Annotated in this window: 17 protein-coding genes and 2 pseudogenes; 13 read left to right on the top strand and 6 right to left on the bottom strand. The window is 37.0% G+C overall.

The genetic code is table 11. The features are described from left to right. Positions 1-21 precede the first annotated feature (21 nt). The 3 genes from GGG_RS0110000 to GGG_RS0109985 all read left to right on the top strand — a co-directional run bounded on the left by GGG_RS0110000 (position 22) and on the right by GGG_RS0109985 (position 5,208). Positions 22-795 (top strand): membrane protein, encoded by a 774-nt coding sequence (locus GGG_RS0110000; protein ID WP_034599313.1) that lies wholly within the window; start codon positions 22-24, stop codon positions 793-795. Positions 796-1,093: 298 nt separating this feature from the next. Further along, positions 1,094-4,042 (top strand): insulinase family protein, encoded by a 2,949-nt coding sequence (locus GGG_RS0109990; RefSeq protein ID WP_010114546.1) that lies wholly within the window; start codon positions 1,094-1,096, stop codon positions 4,040-4,042. A 17-nt stretch (positions 4,043-4,059) separates the two neighbouring features. Further along, a complete protein-coding gene (locus tag GGG_RS0109985) occupies positions 4,060-5,208 on the top strand; it encodes a phospholipase A (protein WP_010114545.1) in 1,149 nt (382 codons plus the stop codon). 144 nt (positions 5,209-5,352) lie between these two features. On the opposite strand, the gene GGG_RS0109980 is transcribed toward GGG_RS0109985, so the two are convergent. Beyond that, a complete protein-coding gene (locus GGG_RS0109980; RefSeq protein WP_010114544.1) occupies positions 5,353-6,705 on the bottom strand; it encodes a TrkH family potassium uptake protein in 1,353 nt (450 codons plus the stop codon). A 9-nt stretch (positions 6,706-6,714) separates the two neighbouring features. Continuing rightward, positions 6,715-7,365, bottom strand: a complete 651-nt coding sequence (locus GGG_RS0109975; protein ID WP_010114543.1) for a TrkA family potassium uptake protein — start codon at positions 7,363-7,365, stop codon at positions 6,715-6,717. A 233-nt stretch (positions 7,366-7,598) separates the two neighbouring features. On the opposite strand from GGG_RS0109975, the gene GGG_RS0109970 reads away from it, so the two are divergent. Next, the gene (locus GGG_RS0109970; protein WP_010114542.1) at positions 7,599-8,144 is read left to right on the top strand and encodes a hypothetical protein; all 546 of its coding nucleotides are present in this window, start codon (positions 7,599-7,601) and stop codon (positions 8,142-8,144) included. A gap of 166 nt (positions 8,145-8,310) precedes the next feature. On the opposite strand, the gene ilvA is transcribed toward GGG_RS0109970, so the two are convergent. Continuing rightward, positions 8,311-9,849, bottom strand: coding sequence for a threonine ammonia-lyase, biosynthetic (gene ilvA / locus GGG_RS0109965; protein WP_010114540.1), 1,539 nt, complete (start codon positions 9,847-9,849; stop codon positions 8,311-8,313). Between the two features lie 115 nt (positions 9,850-9,964). Here ilvA and rpiA point away from each other — a divergent pair, with 115 nt between their 5' ends. From rpiA to GGG_RS0109945, 3 genes are all read left to right on the top strand, one after another. Continuing rightward, the gene (gene rpiA, locus GGG_RS0109960) at positions 9,965-10,636 is read left to right on the top strand and encodes a ribose-5-phosphate isomerase RpiA (RefSeq protein ID WP_010114539.1); all 672 of its coding nucleotides are present in this window, start codon (positions 9,965-9,967) and stop codon (positions 10,634-10,636) included. Between the two features lie 173 nt (positions 10,637-10,809). Further along, positions 10,810-11,496, top strand: a complete 687-nt coding sequence (locus GGG_RS0109950) for a SprT family zinc-dependent metalloprotease (protein WP_010114538.1) — start codon at positions 10,810-10,812, stop codon at positions 11,494-11,496. A 133-nt stretch (positions 11,497-11,629) separates the two neighbouring features. Beyond that, positions 11,630-12,556: an Abi family protein gene (locus GGG_RS0109945; RefSeq protein ID WP_227500494.1), complete on the top strand. Its 927-nt coding sequence runs from the start codon at positions 11,630-11,632 to the stop codon at positions 12,554-12,556. A 118-nt stretch (positions 12,557-12,674) separates the two neighbouring features. On the opposite strand, the gene GGG_RS0109940 is transcribed toward GGG_RS0109945, so the two are convergent. Together GGG_RS0109940 and GGG_RS0109935 are read right to left on the bottom strand one after the other, a co-directional pair. Next, positions 12,675-13,490 (bottom strand): alpha/beta fold hydrolase, encoded by an 816-nt coding sequence (locus tag GGG_RS0109940; RefSeq protein ID WP_010114535.1) that lies wholly within the window; start codon positions 13,488-13,490, stop codon positions 12,675-12,677. Between the two features lie 4 nt (positions 13,491-13,494). Beyond that, positions 13,495-14,247, bottom strand: coding sequence for an HD domain-containing protein (locus tag GGG_RS0109935; RefSeq protein WP_010114534.1), 753 nt, complete (start codon positions 14,245-14,247; stop codon positions 13,495-13,497). A gap of 343 nt (positions 14,248-14,590) precedes the next feature. Between GGG_RS0109935 and GGG_RS19680 the strand changes: the two genes are divergently transcribed. The 6 genes and pseudogenes from GGG_RS19680 to GGG_RS19675 all read left to right on the top strand — a co-directional run bounded on the left by GGG_RS19680 (position 14,591) and on the right by GGG_RS19675 (position 20,892). Beyond that, positions 14,591-15,712: a diguanylate cyclase gene (locus GGG_RS19680; protein WP_050809035.1), complete on the top strand. Its 1,122-nt coding sequence runs from the start codon at positions 14,591-14,593 to the stop codon at positions 15,710-15,712. A gap of 107 nt (positions 15,713-15,819) precedes the next feature. Continuing rightward, entirely contained in the window at positions 15,820-16,869 is a 1,050-nt protein-coding gene (gene argC, locus GGG_RS0109925; RefSeq protein WP_010114531.1) for an N-acetyl-gamma-glutamyl-phosphate reductase, read from the top strand. A gap of 79 nt (positions 16,870-16,948) precedes the next feature. Next, positions 16,949-17,698 (top strand): DUF6776 family protein, encoded by a 750-nt coding sequence (locus GGG_RS0109920; RefSeq protein WP_029574529.1) that lies wholly within the window; start codon positions 16,949-16,951, stop codon positions 17,696-17,698. An 18-nt stretch (positions 17,699-17,716) separates the two neighbouring features. Next, positions 17,717-18,133 (top strand): ATP-dependent Clp protease adapter ClpS, encoded by a 417-nt coding sequence (clpS, locus tag GGG_RS0109915; RefSeq protein WP_010114528.1) that lies wholly within the window; start codon positions 17,717-17,719, stop codon positions 18,131-18,133. A 9-nt stretch (positions 18,134-18,142) separates the two neighbouring features. Continuing rightward, complete coding sequence (gene clpA, locus GGG_RS0109910) at positions 18,143-20,419, top strand: ATP-dependent Clp protease ATP-binding subunit ClpA (protein WP_010114526.1); 2,277 nt, start codon at positions 18,143-18,145, stop codon at positions 20,417-20,419. 120 nt (positions 20,420-20,539) lie between these two features. Next, a pseudogene (locus tag GGG_RS19675) lies at positions 20,540-20,892 on the top strand (YnfA family protein). 14 nt (positions 20,893-20,906) lie between these two features. On the opposite strand, the pseudogene GGG_RS21020 reads toward GGG_RS19675, so the two are convergent. Continuing rightward, a pseudogene (locus tag GGG_RS21020) lies at positions 20,907-21,395 on the bottom strand (hypothetical protein); the annotation flags it as partial.

The following is a 21,395-nucleotide window of genomic DNA, read 5'->3' as shown; positions in this document are numbered from 1 at the left end:
TAAGTCATGGCTGAACTGATCATGAAGCAAACAAAGCTCTCTGAATTAGTCTCTAAAGTTCCTCAAGTTACACTGTTATTTTGGATCACTAAAATTTTTGCCACGACCTTTGGTGAAACGGCAGGTGATGCAGTTTCAATGTCTTTAAATCTCGGCTATTTACTTAGTACATTTATTTTTGCTTTTGTATTTATTCTGTTTGTATTTTTTCAAATTCGTGCCAAATCGTATCATCCTTATTTGTATTGGTTCACGATTATTGCCAGTACCACAGTTGGAACAACACTCGCCGATTTTGTCGATCGTTCTCTAGGTATAGGATACTTAGGTGGCAGTACTTTATTACTCAGCTTGGTGGTTTTATCTTTATATACTTGGTACAAAGTTGAAGGCTCAATTTCACCCCATGTTCAGCAACCACGAGCAGAAATTTTCTATTGGTTGACGATTACATTCTCTCAAACACTAGGTACAGCTTTAGGTGATTGGTCATCTGATACAGCAGGTCTAGGTTATACGGGGGGAATCATGTTGTACGTGATCTTGCTCGGTATTGTTATTGCATTGTTTTTCTTTACTAAAGTTTCTAGAACTTTACTTTTTTGGACAGCTTTTGTACTCACTCGGCCACTAGGTGCAGTCGTTGGTGATTTTCTTGATAAACCTTTAGATCACGGTGGTTTAGCATTAAGCCGTTTTGCTGCTTCAGCCGTGTTATTTATCGCGATTTTAGTGTGTATTTATATCGACAATCGAAGAAAGAAAAATCCTAATTTAGGGCTTAACAATACATAACATAGCGTTATTCCTACATGGTGTTGTTTGTAGAAAATTTTCAATTGCCATTATATCGTTTTAAAGTTTTTATAGTGATGATCACTACTTTGATCATCACTTTTTTTCGTTTAGATTTCGAAAATGCATAAACTTCAATTTTTAGAGCAACAGATTTTTAAATTTATGCATGTTGCTTTATATAAGTTGTGTATAAACCTGACTAAATGAATAAGAATTAGTGATAGGAATGAATCGCATTTATTTAACTTTGCGTTATACTTAAAAACATAGATAAATATTTAATTTAGGAGATCGCATGACTGTAGATGTGACTGAAACCTTAGCCCAAACTGTTCATCCTGCGTTTCAGTTGGTACGTCAACACCATGTTGAAGCTTTAGACATTTTAGTTTCAGAATATAAGCACAAAGTTACAGGTGCAATGCATTACCATTTGGCAACAGATCACGATGAAAATGTTTTCTTGGTTGCTTTCCGTACTCAACCGATGGATTCAAAAGGTGAAGCACATATTTTAGAACATACCGCATTGTGTGGTTCTGAAAAATTCCCAGTACGTGATCCATTCTTTTTGATGATTCGTCGTTCATTAAACACGTTTATGAATGCGTTTACAGCGGCGGATTGGACTGCATATCCTTTTGCAACACAGAATAAAAAAGACTTCCAAAACCTATTGGAAGTGTATATGGATGCAGCATTTGCAGCCAATTTAAATCCTTTGGATTTTGCTCAAGAAGGTATTCGCATTGAGTTAGAAAATGGTGAACCTGTTTATAAGGGTGTGGTATTTAATGAAATGAAAGGGGCAATGAGCTCTCCTTCAGATCAGCTCTATCATCAATTAGCGCACCATCTTTTCCCTAAAACGACCTATCACTACAATTCAGGTGGTAATCCAAAGGATATTCCAGATTTAACTTACGAAGAGTTAGTGACTTTCTATAAGTCACATTATCATCCAAGTAATGCTATCTTTATGACCTTTGGTGATGAGTCAGCATATAACTTACAAGAACAGTTTGAAAAATTAGCACTGTCTAAGTTTACAAAAGGTGAAACGCTTTATTCTAAAGCTGAACAACGTTTAACAGCACCGATTGAAGTACAAGAAACCTATGCAGTTGATGCAGAAGATTTAAAAGATAAGACTTATCACATCCTTTCATGGTTATTGCCACAAACCAGTGATGTGAAATTACGTTTAGGCATGCGTTTGGTTGAAGGTATTCTTTTAGAGGATTCAGCTTCACCATTACGTCATTACCTAGAAACATGTGGTTATGCGCAATCTACAGGCCCAATCATGGGTGTCGATGATTCAAACTATGAAATGACTTTCTACTGTGGCGTGCAAGGTTCAAATCCTGAACATGCAGCAGAGTTTAAAGAAGGCGTGTTGAATATTTTGCAAGATGTTGCTTCTAAACCAGTAGATCAAGAGATGGTTGATGCGATTTTGCATCAAATTGAATTGCATCAGCGTGAAATCGGTGGTGATGGTACGCCTTATGGTTTAACACTTATTTTGAATGGTTTAGGCAGTGCTATTCATCATAATGACCCAATTCATACTTGGGATGTTGATAGTGCTATGGCCAGTGTGAAGGAAGAACTGAAAGATCCAATGTGGTTGTCGAATTTGATTCAAACCCATTTATTGGATAATCCACACCGTGTACAAATGACTTTAGTGCCTGATGCAACCAAGTCTGCAAAAGAAGCTGAAGAAGAAAAAGCACGTTTGGCGAAAATCGGTGCAGCTTTAACAGATGCAGATAAGGCTGAAATTATTGCGCAAACTGAAGCTTTAAAAGTTCGTCAAGAAACACCTGATGATTTGTCGTTATTACCAAAAGTCGGTTTAGAAGATATTCCTGCGGAACTTGCGATTGTGCAAGGTCAATTACGTGAAATTATTTCAAACGGTTTAGATACACCATTGAACCTGTACCATGCAGGAACCAACGGTATTTATTACCAACAGGTTTTAATTCAGATTCCTGATCAAATTGTAAAATCACCTTATTTCAACTTGTTATCTATTCTCATGGGTGAAGTTGGTGCAGGTCAGTACGATTATTTAGAATTGCAACAATTACAAACGGCTGTGAGCGGTGGTTTGGGAATGGGTGCGTCTTTACGTTCTAAAACTGATGATAAAGGTCAGATCAGTGCATGGTTAACCCTTACGACCAAGTCATTAACAAATAAATTCGATGCAATTCAATTGCTAAAACTTGCTTTTGAGCAATTACGTTTCGATGAAAAAGATCGAATTATTGAGCTTTTACAACAACGTAAAACACGTTGGGCATCTCGCTTATCTGGTTCAGGGCATAGTTATGCGATGCAAATTGCTTCTCGTAATATGAGTGCTTTGGCTAAACGTGATTATGACAGTACTGGATTAGGTGCGCTGAATTGGTTAGGCGATCTCGTTGAAAAAATCGAACAAGATGATGTTGCTTATAACAATTTAATTGACGAGTTAAAGGCGATTCATCGTGGTTTGATGCTTGCACCAAAACAATTCTTATTGGTGTGTGAAGAACATCATTCAGATCGTTTAGTCGAAGAAGTTCAAACGGTTTGGGATAAACTTGCAGTCGACAAATCACCTGTTTATTTGACTGAAGTTGAATTTGATGAAGCCAATTCACAAAACTTAGATCAAGCTTGGCTCATTCAAGCCAATGTTCAGTTCTGTGCGTCAGCATATCAAGCTGTTGATGTTGCGCATCCTGACGCAGCGCCGCTGATGGTACTTGCAGGTTATTTACGTAATGGTTTCCTACACAGTGCGATTCGTGAAAAAGGCGGTGCCTATGGTGGCGGTGCGAGCTATGATGGCAATGCTTGTTCATTCCGTTTCTATAGTTACCGTGATCCACGTCTTGCTGAAACCTTTGCAGATTTTGAAGCAAGCTTAGATTGGTTGTTAAATAAAGAACAACATGCTTATCAGCTTGAAGAAGCGATTTTAGGTCTGGTGTCTAGTATGGATAAACCAGGTTCTCCAGCAGGTGAGGCAATTACAGCATGTTATGCATTGCTTCATGGACGGACACCTGCGTTTAGAAAGCAATTACGTGAACGTTTATTAAACGTTACTATGGACGACCTTAAACGTGTAACGCAAACTTATTTAATTGCACAAAAACCAGTAAAAGCAGTCGTTGCACCTGTTGCGAAGAAAGAAGCTTTGGAAGAATTAGGTTTTGAAATTAAAAAAGTAAATTAAACATATTGGAGAGTTTTATGTCGTTCAAAAATTTTGAACGTACATCATTGAATCTGAGCATTTTATCGATGCTCAGTTTTAGTTTGATGGAGCTTACACATGCAGATGATGCAGCACTGATCAGCCCCGCAAGTACACAAGCCTGTGTGGCATTAGAGTCTAATGCAGATCGTTTGGCTTGTTATGATAAAATTTTTAAAACACCAAGTGAACCTGCTCCTGTTATTGTTTCAGAACAGCGTGCAGCTGAAGAAATTTTAGTTGAGAAAGCAGCGCCTGTTACGTTGAAAGAAAAGATTGAAGATAAGGCAGAAAATATATTTGCCATTCATGGCGATAAAATTGATCCGAATACTTCTTTATTGGATAAACGTTGGGAACTTTCTCAAGACAGTAAATTAGGGACGTGGAATATTCGTGCGCACCAGCCTGTTTATTTATTGCCTGCGTTTTGGACAAGTAAAAAGAATGAATTTCCTTACAGCCCAAACCCACAAAATGATGTTGAAGAAGACCAAAATTTAAAATCAATGGAAGCTAAATTCCAAATTTCATTAAAAACCAAAGCAGTTGAAAATATCTTTGGCAAGAATGGTGATCTTTGGTTAGGCTACACTCAGTCATCTCGTTGGCAAGTCTATAATGCAGATGAATCACGTCCATTTCGTGAAACCAATTATGAGCCTGAAGCCAGCTTAATGTTCCGTACCAACTATAATTTGTTGGGACTGAATGGTCGCTTATTAGGCGTTACCTTGAATCATCAATCTAACGGACGTTCAGATCCACTTTCAAGAAGTTGGAATCGTGTGATGTTAAATGTTGGTTTCGAGAAAGATAATTTTGCCTTGATGTTCCGTCCTTGGTATCGTTTGGAAGAAGATTTTAAAGATGATAACAACCCAGATATTAAAAATTATTTGGGTCGTGGTGACATGACAGCATTCTATCGTTGGAATGAACATGACTTTTCATTAATGCTACGTCACTCCTTCAAAGGTGGTGATGATTCTCATGGCGCAGTTCAGTTTGATTGGGCATTCCCAATTAAAGGTAAGTTGCGTGGAAATCTGCAAATTTTTGATGGTTATGGCGAAAGTTTGATTGATTATAATCACCGTGCAACCTATGTCGGTTTAGGTGTTTCTTTAATGAACTGGTATTGATGATTGAATCATTTTAATTGGTAAATCAATGCTTTTTTGATAAGCCCTCACTTATCTTTTAATTAGGTGAGGGTTTATTGTTTTAGCAATCAAGAAAGTTTAATTCATTATTTAACACAATGAATTAATTCTATTTTTAGGATTCTAACCGATTTGAATTTCAGTCGTTGGGTGGCTGACTCGGCTCTTATTTGGTGTTGCAATGAGATAAGCCAAGGTTAAAGGCCCTAAACGACCTGCAAACATTAAAAACATTAAGGCGACTAAGCTACCGGGTTGCAAATCCTCAGTTACCCCACGAGATAAACCCACTGTACAGGCAGCAGAAACCGTTTCGAATAATAAATCTAAGAATTTTTTATTGGGCTCTAAAATGAGTAGGGTGAAGAAACCAATTAAAATCAACAAACAAGTAATAGCGATGACTGCAAGTGCTTTAAATGTTGCTTGATGTGAAACTGAACGACCGTAAACAGTAATTTCATCAGAACGCTTTAAGAATGTAATCACACTTAAAATCATAATGATGAATGTTCCGACTTTAATCCCGCCCGCAGTACTGAGTGAACCACCGCCAATAAACATCAAGACCATGGTAATTAAAGTTGAAGCATTGGTCATATTACCCACTTCTAAACTATTAAAACCTGAAGAGCGGGGTACGGTGGCATGGAACCAAGCATTTAAAGCCTGATCGCCAATCGACATGGGGGCAAGGGTAAGGGGATTAGATGCCTCAATTAACCAGATCACAATAAAGGCAAATAAATTTAATCCAGCAATGGTCGAAAGAATTAATTTACTGTTGGTCGAAAGTTTTTTCCAACGTTTGGCACGCTTAATATCCATCAATACGACAAAGCCAATTCCACCGATAATATAGAGCATACTGATGGTGAATGTGACCATATATTGGTCAGAGAAGCTCATCAAGCTATTAGGGAATAATGAGAATCCACCATTATTAAAAGCGGAGACACTGTAAAAGAGTGCATAGAAAAATGCATTATCAAGGTCATAGTGATGCGACCAAGCCATGGTCAGAATCGCAGTACCAATCGCTTCAAAAAATAAAGAATAAAGAAAAACACCTTTTACAGTAAACGTTGCTTTGGCTAAGCTGGTTTGCCCAATGGTTTCTTGCGCCATAATTTGCTGTTTTATCCCAACTTTAGAAGATAAACTTAGGGCAGCGAGAATGGCGAAAGTCATAAAGCCTAGGCCACCACACTGGATCAGTAGCATGACAATGACTTGACCAAAGGTAGTAAAAGACTCACCGATATTCACTACCGACAGACCTGTGATCGTAACCGCAGAGGTTGCTGTGAAGAGTGCGTTTATCCATGTTAAATCGCCGTGATGGGCGAAAGGAAGCTTCAGCAATAAAGTGCCGATGATAATAAAACTTAAAAAACCTAAAGCAAGTAAACTCGGTGGGCTGAGATTAATACGATTATGTTTTTTATCGATCAATTCATTTTTAGATAAACGCATAGATCACAACTATAAAAAACGTATTGAAAATTGTCTTAACATTTCTACAGGACCTTCCAGAATTAAAATATCTTTTTCTTGTAAAATTGTTCCCGGTGCAACTTCATAAAGTACATGAGAGCCACGTTGTAACATCAGCGTTTTTAGTTCTGGCGAATTTTCCATGACGGTATGAAATTGAGCGCCTTGCAAATTTGCAGCGATTTCAATCTTCACAATATAGCGATCATTATTCAGCGCCATATAACGTCGAACCATAGGGTAACTCAGTGATTGTGCAACACGAATCCCCATATCTTCTTCAGGGTGAATGATTTTGGTAATACCTAAATGAGACAAAATCATATGGTGTGCTTTAGATTTTGCTTTGGCGTAGATTTTATCAATACCCAAATTTTTTAAATGTAGGACACATAAAATACTGGCTTCAATATCTTCACCAATGGCGACCACGACAGCATCACAGTTTTTTACATTGAGTTCATCTAAAACGTGCTCATCTGTTGCATCCGCAATCACTGCGTGACTGATTTGATCTGCGATATTCTCAACATTCTTTTTGAGGGTATCTATTCCAATCACATCGTGATTTAAATTGGTGAGTTCTAAGGCAATCGCTCCTCCAAAACTCCCTAAACCGATAACAGCAAATAATGCCATAATCTACAAAATCCTTATCACCATGCGAAACTCGCATTGGCATCATCATATTAATTTATACACATTTTATATTTAAACCTTGCATCAGCCAATCTACAAAAGGGCAATAAAATAGGCGAAATGTAAAAATAGAGGCATTTCTTGTCATAAATGTTTAAAAAAGCATAAATATACTTCAATCACGGAGATGGACTTTCACTCTGAGAAACTTAAATTAAGTTGAAGTATAAAAAATGGACGATAAAAAAATATTTAAAATCCTCCAGCATTGGTTTCCAGAACTGTTGGAAAGAAAAATACCCAAAAAGAAAAAGCGTAAAGATTTTGAAGAATTTTTAGGCTGGTTAGTTGCAGAAAAAGTGGCAAATCACTTACGTGCTTATATGATGAAAATTGATCGTCATGCATTTCATGAAAATGAAATTGAGCGCAGTGCGGTCTTTCAAGATTACAATGTAGATAGTCAAAATCTGCAAACAACGATTCGTCAACGTGCAAAACCAATCTTGGCACATTTTGAAAAGCATAAAGCGGTGATTGGACGTTATTACAATGTACAGGATCAGGTTTTTGATATTGTATTTGAAGAAATTCTAACACTTTTAAAAGTGCATAATTTTGAATTGCTGCTGATTTATGCAGATGATTATTATTGGTTAGCAGTGCCAAATGAAGATCATAAAATCGAAAAATTCTGTAAACACTTTAATAAACAATTTCACGATGAAGATATCAGTATTGAACATTATGCTTTATTTGATTGTTCAAGATCGACATAGAAAATTCAATCAACTTCTTAGATGATTTTAATTTGTTTTTGAGTCAATGTGTCAATCCATAAATAATATAGTATTGATTGAATAAGACTTTATTTGAAAACTTAGAAATAAAAAAGGAAAGAGGTTTAAAACTCTTTCCTTTTTATATATTTACTTAAATCTTCATTTATTTTAAGAAACGTTGATAACCTAAATTATTGGTAATCTCTGCATAAGGATAAGTAATACTTTCCAATGTTTCGATCAGACCATCCGGGTTTTGTTTCGCATCAGTCGCTTCAAGACCAACCAATACACGACCTTCTGCCGCACCGTGGTTACGGTAGTGGAATAGGGTAATGTTATGCGTTGGGCCAAGACGTTCTAAGAACGTGAGTAATGCACCTGGACGCTCAGGGAATTCAACACGGAATAGTCGTTCATTTTCAATGTCTGCATGACCACCAACGAGGTAACGAATGTGTAATTTCGCCACTTCATCATCAGATAAATCATCAACATCATAATGTAGCTTTAATGCCTCATAGATGTCGTGACGTTCTTTTTCGCCTGCTTTTAAACTAATCCCGACAAATACTTGTGCTGCCGATGCATCACTGGCACGGTAGTTAAACTCAGTGATATTACGACCTTGTAAGGCACGGCAGAAGTTAAGGAAAGAACCTTTTTCTTCAGGAATCGTCACTGCAAAAATAGCTTCTTTACGTTCACCCAATTCTGTACGTTCAGCAATATAACGTAAACGATCGAAATTCATGTTTGCACCACAAACGATCGACACCATGTTTTTGCCTGATAGTTCGTGTTCAGCAACATATTTTTTGATCCCTGCCAAAGCCATCGCCCCTGAAGGTTCTACGATGCTACGGCATTCATCATAAGTGTCTTTAATTGCAGCACAGATTTCATCGGTATTGACTAAAATAACGTCACGTTCAACGATAGGACCTGAATTATCCGATTTTTGTAATTGAATCACTTCAAATGGTTTCTCACCAATTTGCGCAACTGCTGTGCCGTCTGCAAATAAACCAACAGTCGGTAAAATCACACGTTCATTGGCTTCAAAAGCCGCTTTTAAACATGCAGATTCATCATATTCAACAGGAATAACTTTGACATGCGGTGCAACATCACCCAAATAAGCTGCAACCCCTGCGATTAAACCGCCACCACCTACAGCAACGAAAACATATTCCACATCTCGCCATTGACGTAAAATTTCATTGGCAATCGTGCCTTGACCAGCCATGACCAATTCATCGTCATAAGGTGGAATAAAGCTCATGCCTTCGTCTTTGGCACGTTGGATGGCGTATTTATTGGCAACATCAAAAGAATCGCCATGCAGTACCACTTCACCACCTAAGCGTTTGACCGCTTGGACTTTAATATCGGGTGTGGTTTTTGGCATGACAATAATGGCACGAATTCCTAACTTTTGACCTGATAATGCCACGCCTTGAGCATGGTTACCCGCAGAAGCAGTAATAACGCCACGTTCCAACTGAGATTTCGGTAATTGACTGATGCGGTTATACGCACCACGCAGTTTGAAAGAAAAGACAGGTTGTAAGTCTTCGCGTTTGAAGCGAATGTTATTGTTTAGTTTTTCACTAATTCGTGGCGCTGCTTCGAGTGGGGTTTCGATTGCAACGTCATAGACGGTTGCCTGTAATATTTGTCGAACCAAACGAGACAGCATGTTAATTTTCCATCTAACAGTTTAAAATGAGCGATCATTGTAACAAACCGCTGTACATTTGCGTTTTAAAATTATGCAAAATGTGCAGGAAATTGAAATTTAATTGAGAGAAGTCATGAGCCTTTATGCAACCCAAGATGAGAAAAAACAAGCAGCAGCCAAAGCCGCTTTAAAACACTTACCAAAAGGGGGCATTTTGGGGGTAGGCACTGGTAGTACTGTAAACTTTTTAATTGATCTTTTACCAGAGTTACAACTCGAAGCTGCCGTTGCAAGCTCTGAAGCTACAGCACAACGCCTTAAAAAATTGGGTATTGAAGTGGTTGATATGAACCATGTGGGTGGTTTGGATGCTTATGTCGATGGTGCAGATGAAATTGATCGTCATATGCACATGATTAAAGGTGGTGGTGCTGCGTTAACTCGTGAAAAAATTGTTGCTTCAATTGCTAAAAAGTTCGTATGTATCGTTGATGATTCAAAATGGGTTGATCAGCTAGGGCGTGATTTCCCTGTTCCAATTGAAGTCATTCCTATGGCACGTTCTGCTGTAGCGCGTAAAATTGTGTCTTTAGGTGGTGATCCTGCGTACCGTGAAGGCGTGGTAACCGACAATGGTAATGTGATTCTAGATGTTTTTAATTTGAATATTTTAAATGCCTTAGAACTAGAAAAAACACTGAATGATATTCCTGGCGTTGTTTGTAACGGTATTTTCGCAATTCAAAAAGCAGATATTGCAATCGTTGCGACCAATAATGGTATTGAAGAGCGTATAGCGGATTAAGAAAATGAAGGGCATCACATCGACAATTATTTTCTCCTTTAAGGAAAAATTTAATGAGTTTGTAAAACAGAGATGTGGTGTTTTTTCTGTTATTAATCCCTCCTCAATCCCCCCTTTTTCAAAGGGGGGAAGTTTGTTTTCTTTTTTAATGAAAGATGTAAAGGATTTAGAAATTGTCTAGTTCTCGAAGTCTTCCTGAAATTCAAATCACGCATCATGCACGGGCAACACGTTTACGCTTACGTGTAGAACCTACGCAGATCCGTTTAACTGTGCCAAAGTTTTGTACGAAAAGACAAATCCAAGATTTCCTCAGTCAGTCTGAACAATGGATGATTGAAACTTGGCATAAACAACAAGAAAAAATTGTTCAAGTTGAGCGAACTCTACCGTCAGAATTGCCGCTTTTTAATTTAGAACAATCTTTACAGCTTATTTATCAAACTCAAAAAAATTCTTATATTTATGATGAGAAAAATCATCAGCTTTTTGTCAGTGATCGTCAGCCTGAACAATATCTAAAGACTTTTGTGATCGCTTATGCAAAACACCATTTACCGATTTATTTGAAACAAGTGAGTCATGAAACTGGATTAAAGTTTGGTAAATGTTCAGTCCGCCAACCCAAAACTCGTTGGGGGAGTTGTACTTCTCGACATGATATTATGTTGAATAGCGCTTTGGTTTTACATACTAAAGCAATTACACGTTATGTTTGCGTACATGAATTAGCGCATACTAAACACTTTGATCATAGTGCTGCGTTTTGGGCAGAAGTTGAAAAGTATGATTTGAATTTTAAAAATCATCGGAAGATTTTAAAAAATGGTGTGTTGCCATGGTGGTGGGTTGAAAGGTAAAAGACCTTATTAAGATTACATGATTTCGCTTGATAATGGTTCAAAGATGACCATTTGATCGCATAATTGTTTAAAATTATTTATAATGTGAGCTCTAAAATTTTAATAAATAAAATAATAAGCTATGTCCAAAATGATTAAAAAATGGAAGTCATTTGAAGAGCAACTAGATATGCTCGAATACAGAGGTTTAATCATTACGGATCGTGATAAGGCTTTAAAGTATTTAGAGCGGATTGGTTATTATCGATTAAGTGGTTACTGGTATCCATTCAGAAAAAAATCGACTTGTTCGGATAAAAAGTCTGATGAATTTCTCGAGTTGACGACTTTTGAACAAGTTATCAACCTCTATATATTTGACAAAAAATTACGTTTATTGGTCATTGATGCGATTGAACGAATCGAAATGGCTATTCGAGTTGATGTTGCTTATATTCTAGGCATGAATAATGGCCTTGCCTATCTGGAAACAAAAGAATTGCATGGAAAATTTTCAAAGCAAGTTATCAATAAGGGCATCAACAAAGGGAAAACACAGCAACAAGTGTGGATTGAAAAGTTTAATGTTGCAATAAAACGTAACCAAAAGACCGATTTTGTTAAGCATCATATTGAACAATATAGTGGAAATCTGCCTATTTGGGTTGCTATCGAATTGTTAGATTTTGGAATGATTTCAACATTATATTCTGGTTTAAAAAATAAAGATAAGGATAAGATTGCATTAAAGTATAATGTTGAAAACGGAGAAATTTTTGCACAATGGTTAAGAAGTTTAAATCATTTAAGAAATATTGCAGCACACCACAGCCGGTTATGGAATTCCAATATTGTTGATCGTTCAGATGCAAAAACTATTTTGCCTAATGCTCAATTAAATAACGCAAAACCTTTTATGTATTTTTGTATTATGAAGCAATTGCTTAATGTGATATGTCCACATAGCAAATGGGGCGAACGTGTAAAGGAGCTATATTTAAATTTCCCAATTCAAAATAGTAATTATGTCGATGTAGAACAAACAGGTTCTAAAAAAGACTGGCAATTATGGACATAAAAAAGCCAACACGTACAAAATATAAAATCTTGAAGAGGTGTTGGGCGTATTGTTAACAAGACTAGAACATCTTTAGAATTACGTCAATATTTGGTTACTTGGATTTACAAAACAACTTTTATGCATTCATTACCCAATCCTTAATCACTCTAACAACTTCATCAGGTTGTTTAATCCATATAGCATGTTGATTTCCTTTGAGCTGTTGCGATAAATCTACAGTTTCAATTTTTGGATGTTTAAAATAGCGACTTAAGCCCAACATTGAGCTCATTGGTGCGAAATCATCACCTTTTAAATAAACAAAAAGGGCATCATTATTCACAACTTTTTCATGCCCAATGATATGTTGATAATTTCCTGTGAAGATTACTTTTGACCAATCTCGCATCAAAGACTTGGTTTCACGATTCCCAAAAGAAATTTTATAACCTGCAAAATAACCATCTTTTAAAATCATGGCATTGATAACACTAACTGCTTTTAAAATGTTGATTTTGCCTTTTAAGTCCCAATTTTTTAGACCAATATTCCCAGTTGCAACACCAATGACTTTATTTTCATGGCTTTGAGCGTAAAGCGTTGCTAAATGTCCACCTAAACTATGACCGAATAGGATAGGTTGTTGAGCACTGATATCAAAAGCAATTCGTTCAAGTTGTGGAATGAAATTATTCAGCAAATCAGCATAGTTATAATCAATATTGGCAGAAACGAGAGGCATATTCCTCCCGCAATTTGGATAATCTGCCACCACAACATTAATGTTATTTTGAGTGAGTGATGAAATCAATTTCTCATATTTATTGATTGCTACGCCAAGTGCTGCAAGTAGAACAACCGTCTGCTTATTCTCAGGATTTGAATGAATATCCACAAGAATAGGTTGTTGGTTAAAATGAATCGTCTGTTGAGTGAACGTATGATTGATCATCTCATTATTCCTTAAAAATACTCATTTGAATCATTACAGGTAATCCAACGAGCCTTGCAACAGCAGTGCGAGATTGAGGATTCTTTTGAGCTTCTATTTTGATTAGTTTACGCATTTCTACATTAAAATTGTTGCGTGGATATTGCGTTAAAACTTCATCTCTAAAAGCTGTCGAAAATTTTGATAAATCAGTTCCAATAACATCACAAGAGGTTGCCTTTTGCAAAAGTATGACTTCTTTAGAGATGTTTTGGTCATTTTCGTCCAAATATCCATTCAAATGCATGCAAATCGCTTCGGAAATATTATTGGTTTTTTCTTTTGGATAGTGATGTTTAGAACATAAATTTTCTGAGCGCAAAGCACTTTCAAAAGCAAAGCATTGGCATGAGTATTGGTCTAAATGCTCGACTAAGCCCAAATCATGCATCAAACTGGCAATTGCAAAGCTTTCTTCATCTATCTGCCAATTTTTGCAATGCGCCATTGCAAGTCCCCAAATGTAGGTTCGCCATGAATGATTGATAATTGCTTTAGAGTCAGTGTGTTCTAACTCAGCTATTGCTTCTTTCACGATTGCTGTATCTGGAATTTTGAAATCAGTTCGTTTTAATATTATTGGATTAGAATCTGGTTTTAAAAATGTTTTGCTATAACTCAAAACAGCAGGTAAGAGGGCTGCTTTAATCATTTCAGTTTTTTCTTTAAAGCTTAATTTTCCATTACTTAGATTCATCCATTCTCTTGAGCCAATCATCATTGTTATTCCTATTTTATATTTTAGAGTAATTACTCTAAAATATTATGCATGGATTATGACGAAATACAAGATGCGCTGATCTTCATTTTAATTTGTTAAATTTATGAGTGTTCAATGAGAAATTTGGGAATCACTGCTTCATTGCAAGTTTTCCAATTAAAACCTTAATTTAATCACAAAAAAATCGATTTTTTTTAAGCACAAGTTAAGGATAAACGGAAAAAATGCTTTAAACTTCACAGCTTAATTAAATACTCTCCCATTTAGCTAAAAGATATCAGTCGTGGATTTTGCAGATACTCACTATTTTTTATTAATTGTACCCATCTGCCTGATATTGATGGGAGGTTTACTCTTAATATGTCATTTCTTCTTTAAAGCACCGTCATATCTCTTCTGGTTAGGTCTTGGATATATTGTGCCATCCTTTGCTTTGGGTGCTCAAAGTTTCATGTCTAGTCAAATATTAACTTTATTTGCGCCATGTTTAGGCGCAATGTATTTATTTGGCGCATGGGCAAGTACTTATGCTATGGCTTTGCGAAAAAATGCCAATGCACATTCTCGAACGGCTTTAATATTAATCATCTTAGCGGTTGTATTATTGACATATTATTCTTCTGTAAATGATCAACTTTGGGTAAGAATGTTGATTGTGAATTTGACCATTGCAACAGTAGAGTCTTTGGTTCTTTTTTCTATTTTTAAGCATTATAAACAAACAGATTTTTTAAATAAAATTGTCGATTACTCTTATTTGGTGATCGTTTTATATGCCTTTGTTCGTGGGTTAATTATTTTCCTATTTTTAAAAGGTATTGAAATCCATATGCTGATAAGTTCTGGTTGGTGGCTAATGATGTTAGCAGCCAGCATTTTATCGAGTTTATGGTTTGCAATTGTTTTATTGGGAACTTTGGTTCGAGATACTGTTTCTAAGTTAAATGACGAACGTTCAAAAGATCCTTTAACACTTTTGCTGAATCGTCGTGGATTTTATGATGCGGTAAAATTCAACACCGCACAATTTCCACAAAGAAAATACTTTTTGGTGATGTGTGATGTGGATCATTTTAAAAAAATTAATGATACACATGGTCATTTAGTGGGTGATCAAGTTTTACAACAAATGGGGCAGACGATAAGTAAAAATGTGCGTGGAAATGATTTAGTGGGGCGTTTTGGTGGAGAAGAGTTCATTATTCTATTGCAAACTGAACAGATTGGTTCTGCTTATCATGTTGTTGAAAGAATACGTCTAGCAATAGAGCATGATCAGTTTTCTTCGCAAAAAATATCACTCACTGCAAGCTTTGGAGTAACACCTTTACAACAGCGCAATTTGTCACAAAGTATAGATGCCGCTGACAAATTATTGTACGACGCAAAACGTGCAGGGCGGAACTGCATTATTTTAGATCAAAAAAAACCAACATTGACCCGTGAAAGAATTCAGTTTTGATGACGCACAAAATATCATAAAACCCAAGTAAAACAGTTTGGAAAAATCAAACTTCCTGTCATACTACTGCCTGACAAAATGGATACTTTTGAATTGAGGTGAAGAACGTGATTTCAGTTGGAATTGTCGGTGGAACAGGTTATACAGGCGTTGAATTGTTGCGTCTTTTACTACGACATCCAAATGTTCAAGTCAGTGTACTGACCTCACGTACAGAAGATGGTCGCCGTGTAGATGACATGTTCCCAAGCCTACGTGGGCATACAGACCTTAAATATTCAGATTTAAATATTGAAGAATTAAAAAAATGTGATGTGGTGTTCTTTGCAACGCCGCATGGTGTTGCGATGCAGCATGCTCAAGATCTTTTGGCCGCAAATACTAAAGTTATTGATCTAGCAGCGGATTTCCGTTTGCAAGATTTAGAGCAGTTTGAAAAATGGTATGGTATGCAACATGCTTGTCCTGAAATTTTAAAACAATCCGCTTATGGTTTATCAGAACTGAATCGTGACAAGATTAAAAATGCTCAAGTGATTGGTAATCCAGGTTGTTATCCAACAACAGTACAATTGGGCTTGGCGCCATTATTTAAGCAAGCTGAAACATTGGTTAAACCTGAAAGTATTATTATTGATGCAAAATCAGGTGTTTCGGGTGCGGGGCGTAAAGCTAGTTTAGGCATGATCTATTCTGAAAATGCAGATAACTTTAAAGCTTATGGTGTGTCAGGACATCGCCATCATCCAGAAATTGTGGAAGCTTTAGAAAATATTTCAGGTCAAAAGGGTGTATTTGATCATATTGTTTTCGTACCGCATTTAGTACCAATGATTCGTGGCATGTTGAGCACGATTTACATTGATTTGACCGATGCTGGTGCTGCGGCAGATGTGCAAAGCCTCTATGAACAATTCTATGCCAATGAAGCTTTTGTTGATGTTATGCCAGCAAATAGTTCGCCTGAAACACGTTCTGTACGTGGTTCAAATCAGTTGCGTATCGCTTTGTATAAACCTCAGCCGAATAAGTTGATTGTTTTATCTGCTCAAGATAATTTGGTCAAAGGTGCGGCGGGTCAGGCTGTACAAAATATGAATTTGATGTTTGGTTTTGCTGAAGATGCTGGTTTACAAGGCATTGGATTATTACCATAAGAAACGCTTTATAACTTCACACACATTTAACTTTGCGGTTAAATGTGTGTTTTGATTTTATCAATAATCAGAGATGACGATGCAGAACACAGAAACCAATACCGCGTCACAGCCTACTCAAACGCCAAAGAAGTCTTTTATACAAGAGAATATGCCACTGATCGTGGGTGGTGTTGTACTTTGTTTCGGTAGTACCCTTTTAGGCTATACCGTTGGACATCGCCAAGGGTTGACGGCAGTTGGTTATGATGCAGATGCTGAACAATTGGTAGAGGTTGTTAAGCAACAAAAAGCAAGCCTAGGCAATTTAAATAAAAACTTGAATGCTGCAGTTCAAGAACGTGATGTTGCAGTTTCTAATTCAAATGATTTATTAGAAGCTTTGAATAAGGCCAATGCAGAAAAAATGCAAGGTGATGTCACAGGTGCAATTTACCGTGATGTTTTAAAGCAGCGTGGTGGTTTAAGTCTGACGGTGCAAAACTTAGCAGTAAAATCACTACCTGAAAATGCTTATGAGTATCAAGTTGATTTAATTCAAGTTAGTCCAAGCAATCGACGTGCAACAGGTACAGTTGAAATTCGTTTAATTAGCGGGATAGAAGTGCTGACTGTTCCAATGGAAGATGCAAACTATAATTTTGCAGACTATGAGCGTTTGACTGGTCGTTGGACAATGCCGAAAGGATTTAATCCACAATTCATTGAAATTCGTCTCAATGGAGCAACGCCTGTGATTAAGCGTTTTGCATGGTCGCGTGGGCAAGCTGTTGAAAATACAGCTGCATTTGCTGCTGAAGTTCCACAAGCTGAAGCAAATTCTCAATAATTTATGTATCTAAATATTATGCGAAGTATAAAGCGTCAAATAAGCTTAAATGAAGTGAAATCATCATTCCACGATTCAGGTTATATCGATTGGCATTTGAACACACGCATGAGCAATACTGACGATCCAGACCATGGTCAAGATGATGTTGCAGTGCAGACAGCACCGCCAGAAGTGAAACGTCCTCCGATGTATGCTGTCGTTTTAATGAACGATGACTATACGCCAATGGACTTTGTTATTGAAATTTTACAACAATACTTCGCTTTGAATCTTGACCAAGCCACTCAAGTAATGTTAACAGTACATTATGAAGGTAAAGGTGAAGCTGGTGTTTATCCGCGAGACATCGCAGAAACAAAAGCCAACCAAGTAAATAACTACGCTCGGTCACAAGGTCATCCGTTACTTTGTCAGATTGAGCCAAAAGAATAAGGGGGTTTCATGCTCAGTCGTCAATTAGAGGTTTCACTACGTTTGGCTGTTAGCATGGCTCGTCAAAAGAGACATGAGTTTCTTACAGTTGAACATTTATTGTTGGCTTTACTTGATAATGATTCTGCAGTAAATGCATTGAAAGCATGCGGTGCTGAAATTATAACTTTGCGTAAAGAACTTGAAGAATATGTTGAGCAACATACGCCTAAATTAGGCGAAAACAGCGATCAAGCGCCACATCCAACTGAAAGTTTTGATCGCATTTTGCAACGTGCAATTTTCCATGTGCAATCAAGCGGTGGAGATCGTACAGTTGAAGGTGCTGACGTACTGGTTGCAATGTATTCTGAACGTGATTCATTTGCAGTTTATTTACTTAAACGCCATCAGATCAACCGTTTGACTTTGACTCAATATCTGTCACATGGCGCACGTAAAGAAGAAATTCAAGTTGAAGAAGAATCAGATGATTTAGATGGTGAGTCGAGTTCTTCTGCAAATGCAGGGCCTTTAGAGCTTTATACACTCAATCTGAATGTTGAAGCACAAAAGGGCAAAACAGATCCTCTGATTGGTCGTGAAAAAGAAATTGAGCGTGCTGCACAAATTTTATGTCGTCGCCGTAAAAATAATCCGCTTTTGGTTGGCGATCCAGGTGTTGGTAAAACTTCGATTGCAGAAGGCCTAGCTTGGCTCATTGTGAATGGTAAAGCGCCTAAACCACTGCAAAATGCTGAAGTGTTCAGCCTTGATATTGGCGCATTGGTTGCGGGTACAAAATATCGTGGTGATTTTGAAAAACGTTTAAAACAACTTTTAAATGCTTTGAAAAAGAAACCAGAAGCAATTTTATTTATTGATGAAATCCATATGATTATTGGTGCTGGCTCAAGTATGGGCAGTACGATGGATGCATCAAACTTAATTAAACCTGCTTTAGCGAATGGTTCATTGCGTTGCATTGGCTCTACGACATTCCAAGAATATCGCCAAGTTTTTGAAAAAGATCACGCTTTGTCACGTCGTTTCCAAAAAATTGATGTGAATGAACCATCAATTTCAGAAACCATCGATATTCTGCGTGGTTTAAAAGTGAAATTCGAAGAATTCCATCATGTTAAATATGATGATATGGCTTTAATTTCAGCTGTTGAATTGTCAGCTAAATTCATTAACGATCGCTTTTTACCAGATAAAGCCATTGATGTAATTGATGAAGCAGGCGCACAACGTCGCTTAAAAGCTGAGCAGGACGATACACTAATTACAGTGGAAAATATTGAAGATATCGTGTCTAAAATTGCACGAATTCCGCCGAAAACTGTATCTAAAGATGATAAATCTGTACTTGAATATCTTGAGCGCGATCTTAAACGTGTGGTGTTTGGTCAAGACGAAGCCATTACAGCATTGGCATCTGCAATTAAATTGTCACGAGCAGGCTTGAAATCACCAGATAAACCTGTAGGTAGCTTTGTTTTTGCAGGTCCAACAGGTGTAGGTAAAACAGAAGTCACCAAACAATTGGCGAAATTGTTAGGCGTAGAATTAGTTCGTTTCGATATGTCTGAATATATGGAACGTCATGCTGTTTCTCGTTTGATTGGTGCACCTCCAGGTTATGTCGGTTATGACCAAGGTGGTTTATTGACAGATGCGATCCATAAAAATCCGCATTGTGTTTTATTACTCGATGAGATCGAAAAAGCACATCCAGATGTCTTTAACTTGTTATTACAAGTCATGGATCATGGCGCTTTAACAGATAATAATGGTCGTAAGTCAGACTTCCGTAATGTGATTATTGTCTTAACTACTAATATCGGTGCAGAAAGTATTTCACGTACCAGTATCGGTTTCACTGAACAAGACAATAGCAATGACAATCAGGAAGCAATGAAACGTGCCTTCGCACCTGAATTCCGTAACCGTTTGGATGGCGTGATTCAGTTCAAAGCATTGCAAACCACTGTCATTGAGTCTGTAGTCGATAAATTCTTGACAGAATTACAAGCACAGCTTGACGAGAAAAAAGTTGTTCTTGAAGTGGATCAAAGTGCTCGAGATTGGATGGCTGAAAATGGTTACGATCGTTTAATGGGCGCACGTCCAATGCAACGTCTGATTCAAGAACACTTGAAGAAACCGCTTGCTGAAATGATTCTATTCGGTGAATTGGCTGATCATGGTGGTAATGTGGCTGTTTCAGTGAAGAAAGAAAACGGTAAAGCTGTTGGGCTTACATTGGAAGTATTTGAAGACCAAACTGCCGAACCAGCTTAATTCAAAGTGTTTTAAAATGACCCGTGTTTACACGGGTTTTTCTATTTATGATATAAACTACTTCTTTATCATCTTAGAAATTCTGTGAAACAGAATGTATTCAGGTATAGATTATATTGTATGGATATTCAACTGACTAAAATAATCACAACATTTTTTTATTTTTAGTGACTGCAATTGCAGAAATTCTTGGTTGTTATTTTCCTTATTTAATTTTAAATCAACATAAAAGCCATTGGTTATGGATTCCAACCGCATTGAGTTTGGCTGTTTTTGTGTGGCTATTAACTTTACATCCTGCGGCATCTGGGCGGATTTATGCGGCTTATGGTGGGATTTATATTTTTACAGCATTAATGTGGTTAAGATTCGTTGATCAAGTGAGTTTGACTCGTTGGGATTTATTGGGTGGGGTTGTTGTTTTAATTGGTGCTGGCTTGATTATATTGCAACCGCAAGGTCTGATTCGTTAATCAAAATTCATTGATTAATAATTTTTAATGTCCAATGACTGAATAGCTTCAAGCTGGGTGATTTTACATAATTTAGGAATTGCTTTACGGTATTCTCCATAATCATGTTTATATTGTTCAAGCCATCGTTGATATTCTGCATTCAATTTTAAATTTGCAAGGTTGGGTTCATTTTCAATTGAATCGGGAGTTGTTGCCTCATCATCCGAAACTTCCAGTTGTTTTAAATAGTATAAAGCTTGTTTAGGCTGCTCAAGTAGGGCATAAAACTCAGCTAAAAACTCATTCTCACGCTGTGTGTATTGATGATTCTTTTGCACAGTGGCTTCTATTTTGGACTGATGATCACTCAGCCATTTTTTTGCAGTTTGTGGATTTTCAGTATTTAGTATTTTAAAATACTGTTGTACAAGAATCAGAAAATTACCAACATCCATCGTCGTATCTGAATATTGTTGTGAATCAGATAAATACTGAAACAATGGTTTTTTAAGAAGTGATCG

The organism is Acinetobacter sp. P8-3-8 (genome assembly GCF_000214135.1).
Classification (GTDB): Bacteria; Pseudomonadota; Gammaproteobacteria; order Pseudomonadales; family Moraxellaceae; genus Acinetobacter.
This window is presented reverse-complemented; position numbering and strand designations above follow the sequence as displayed.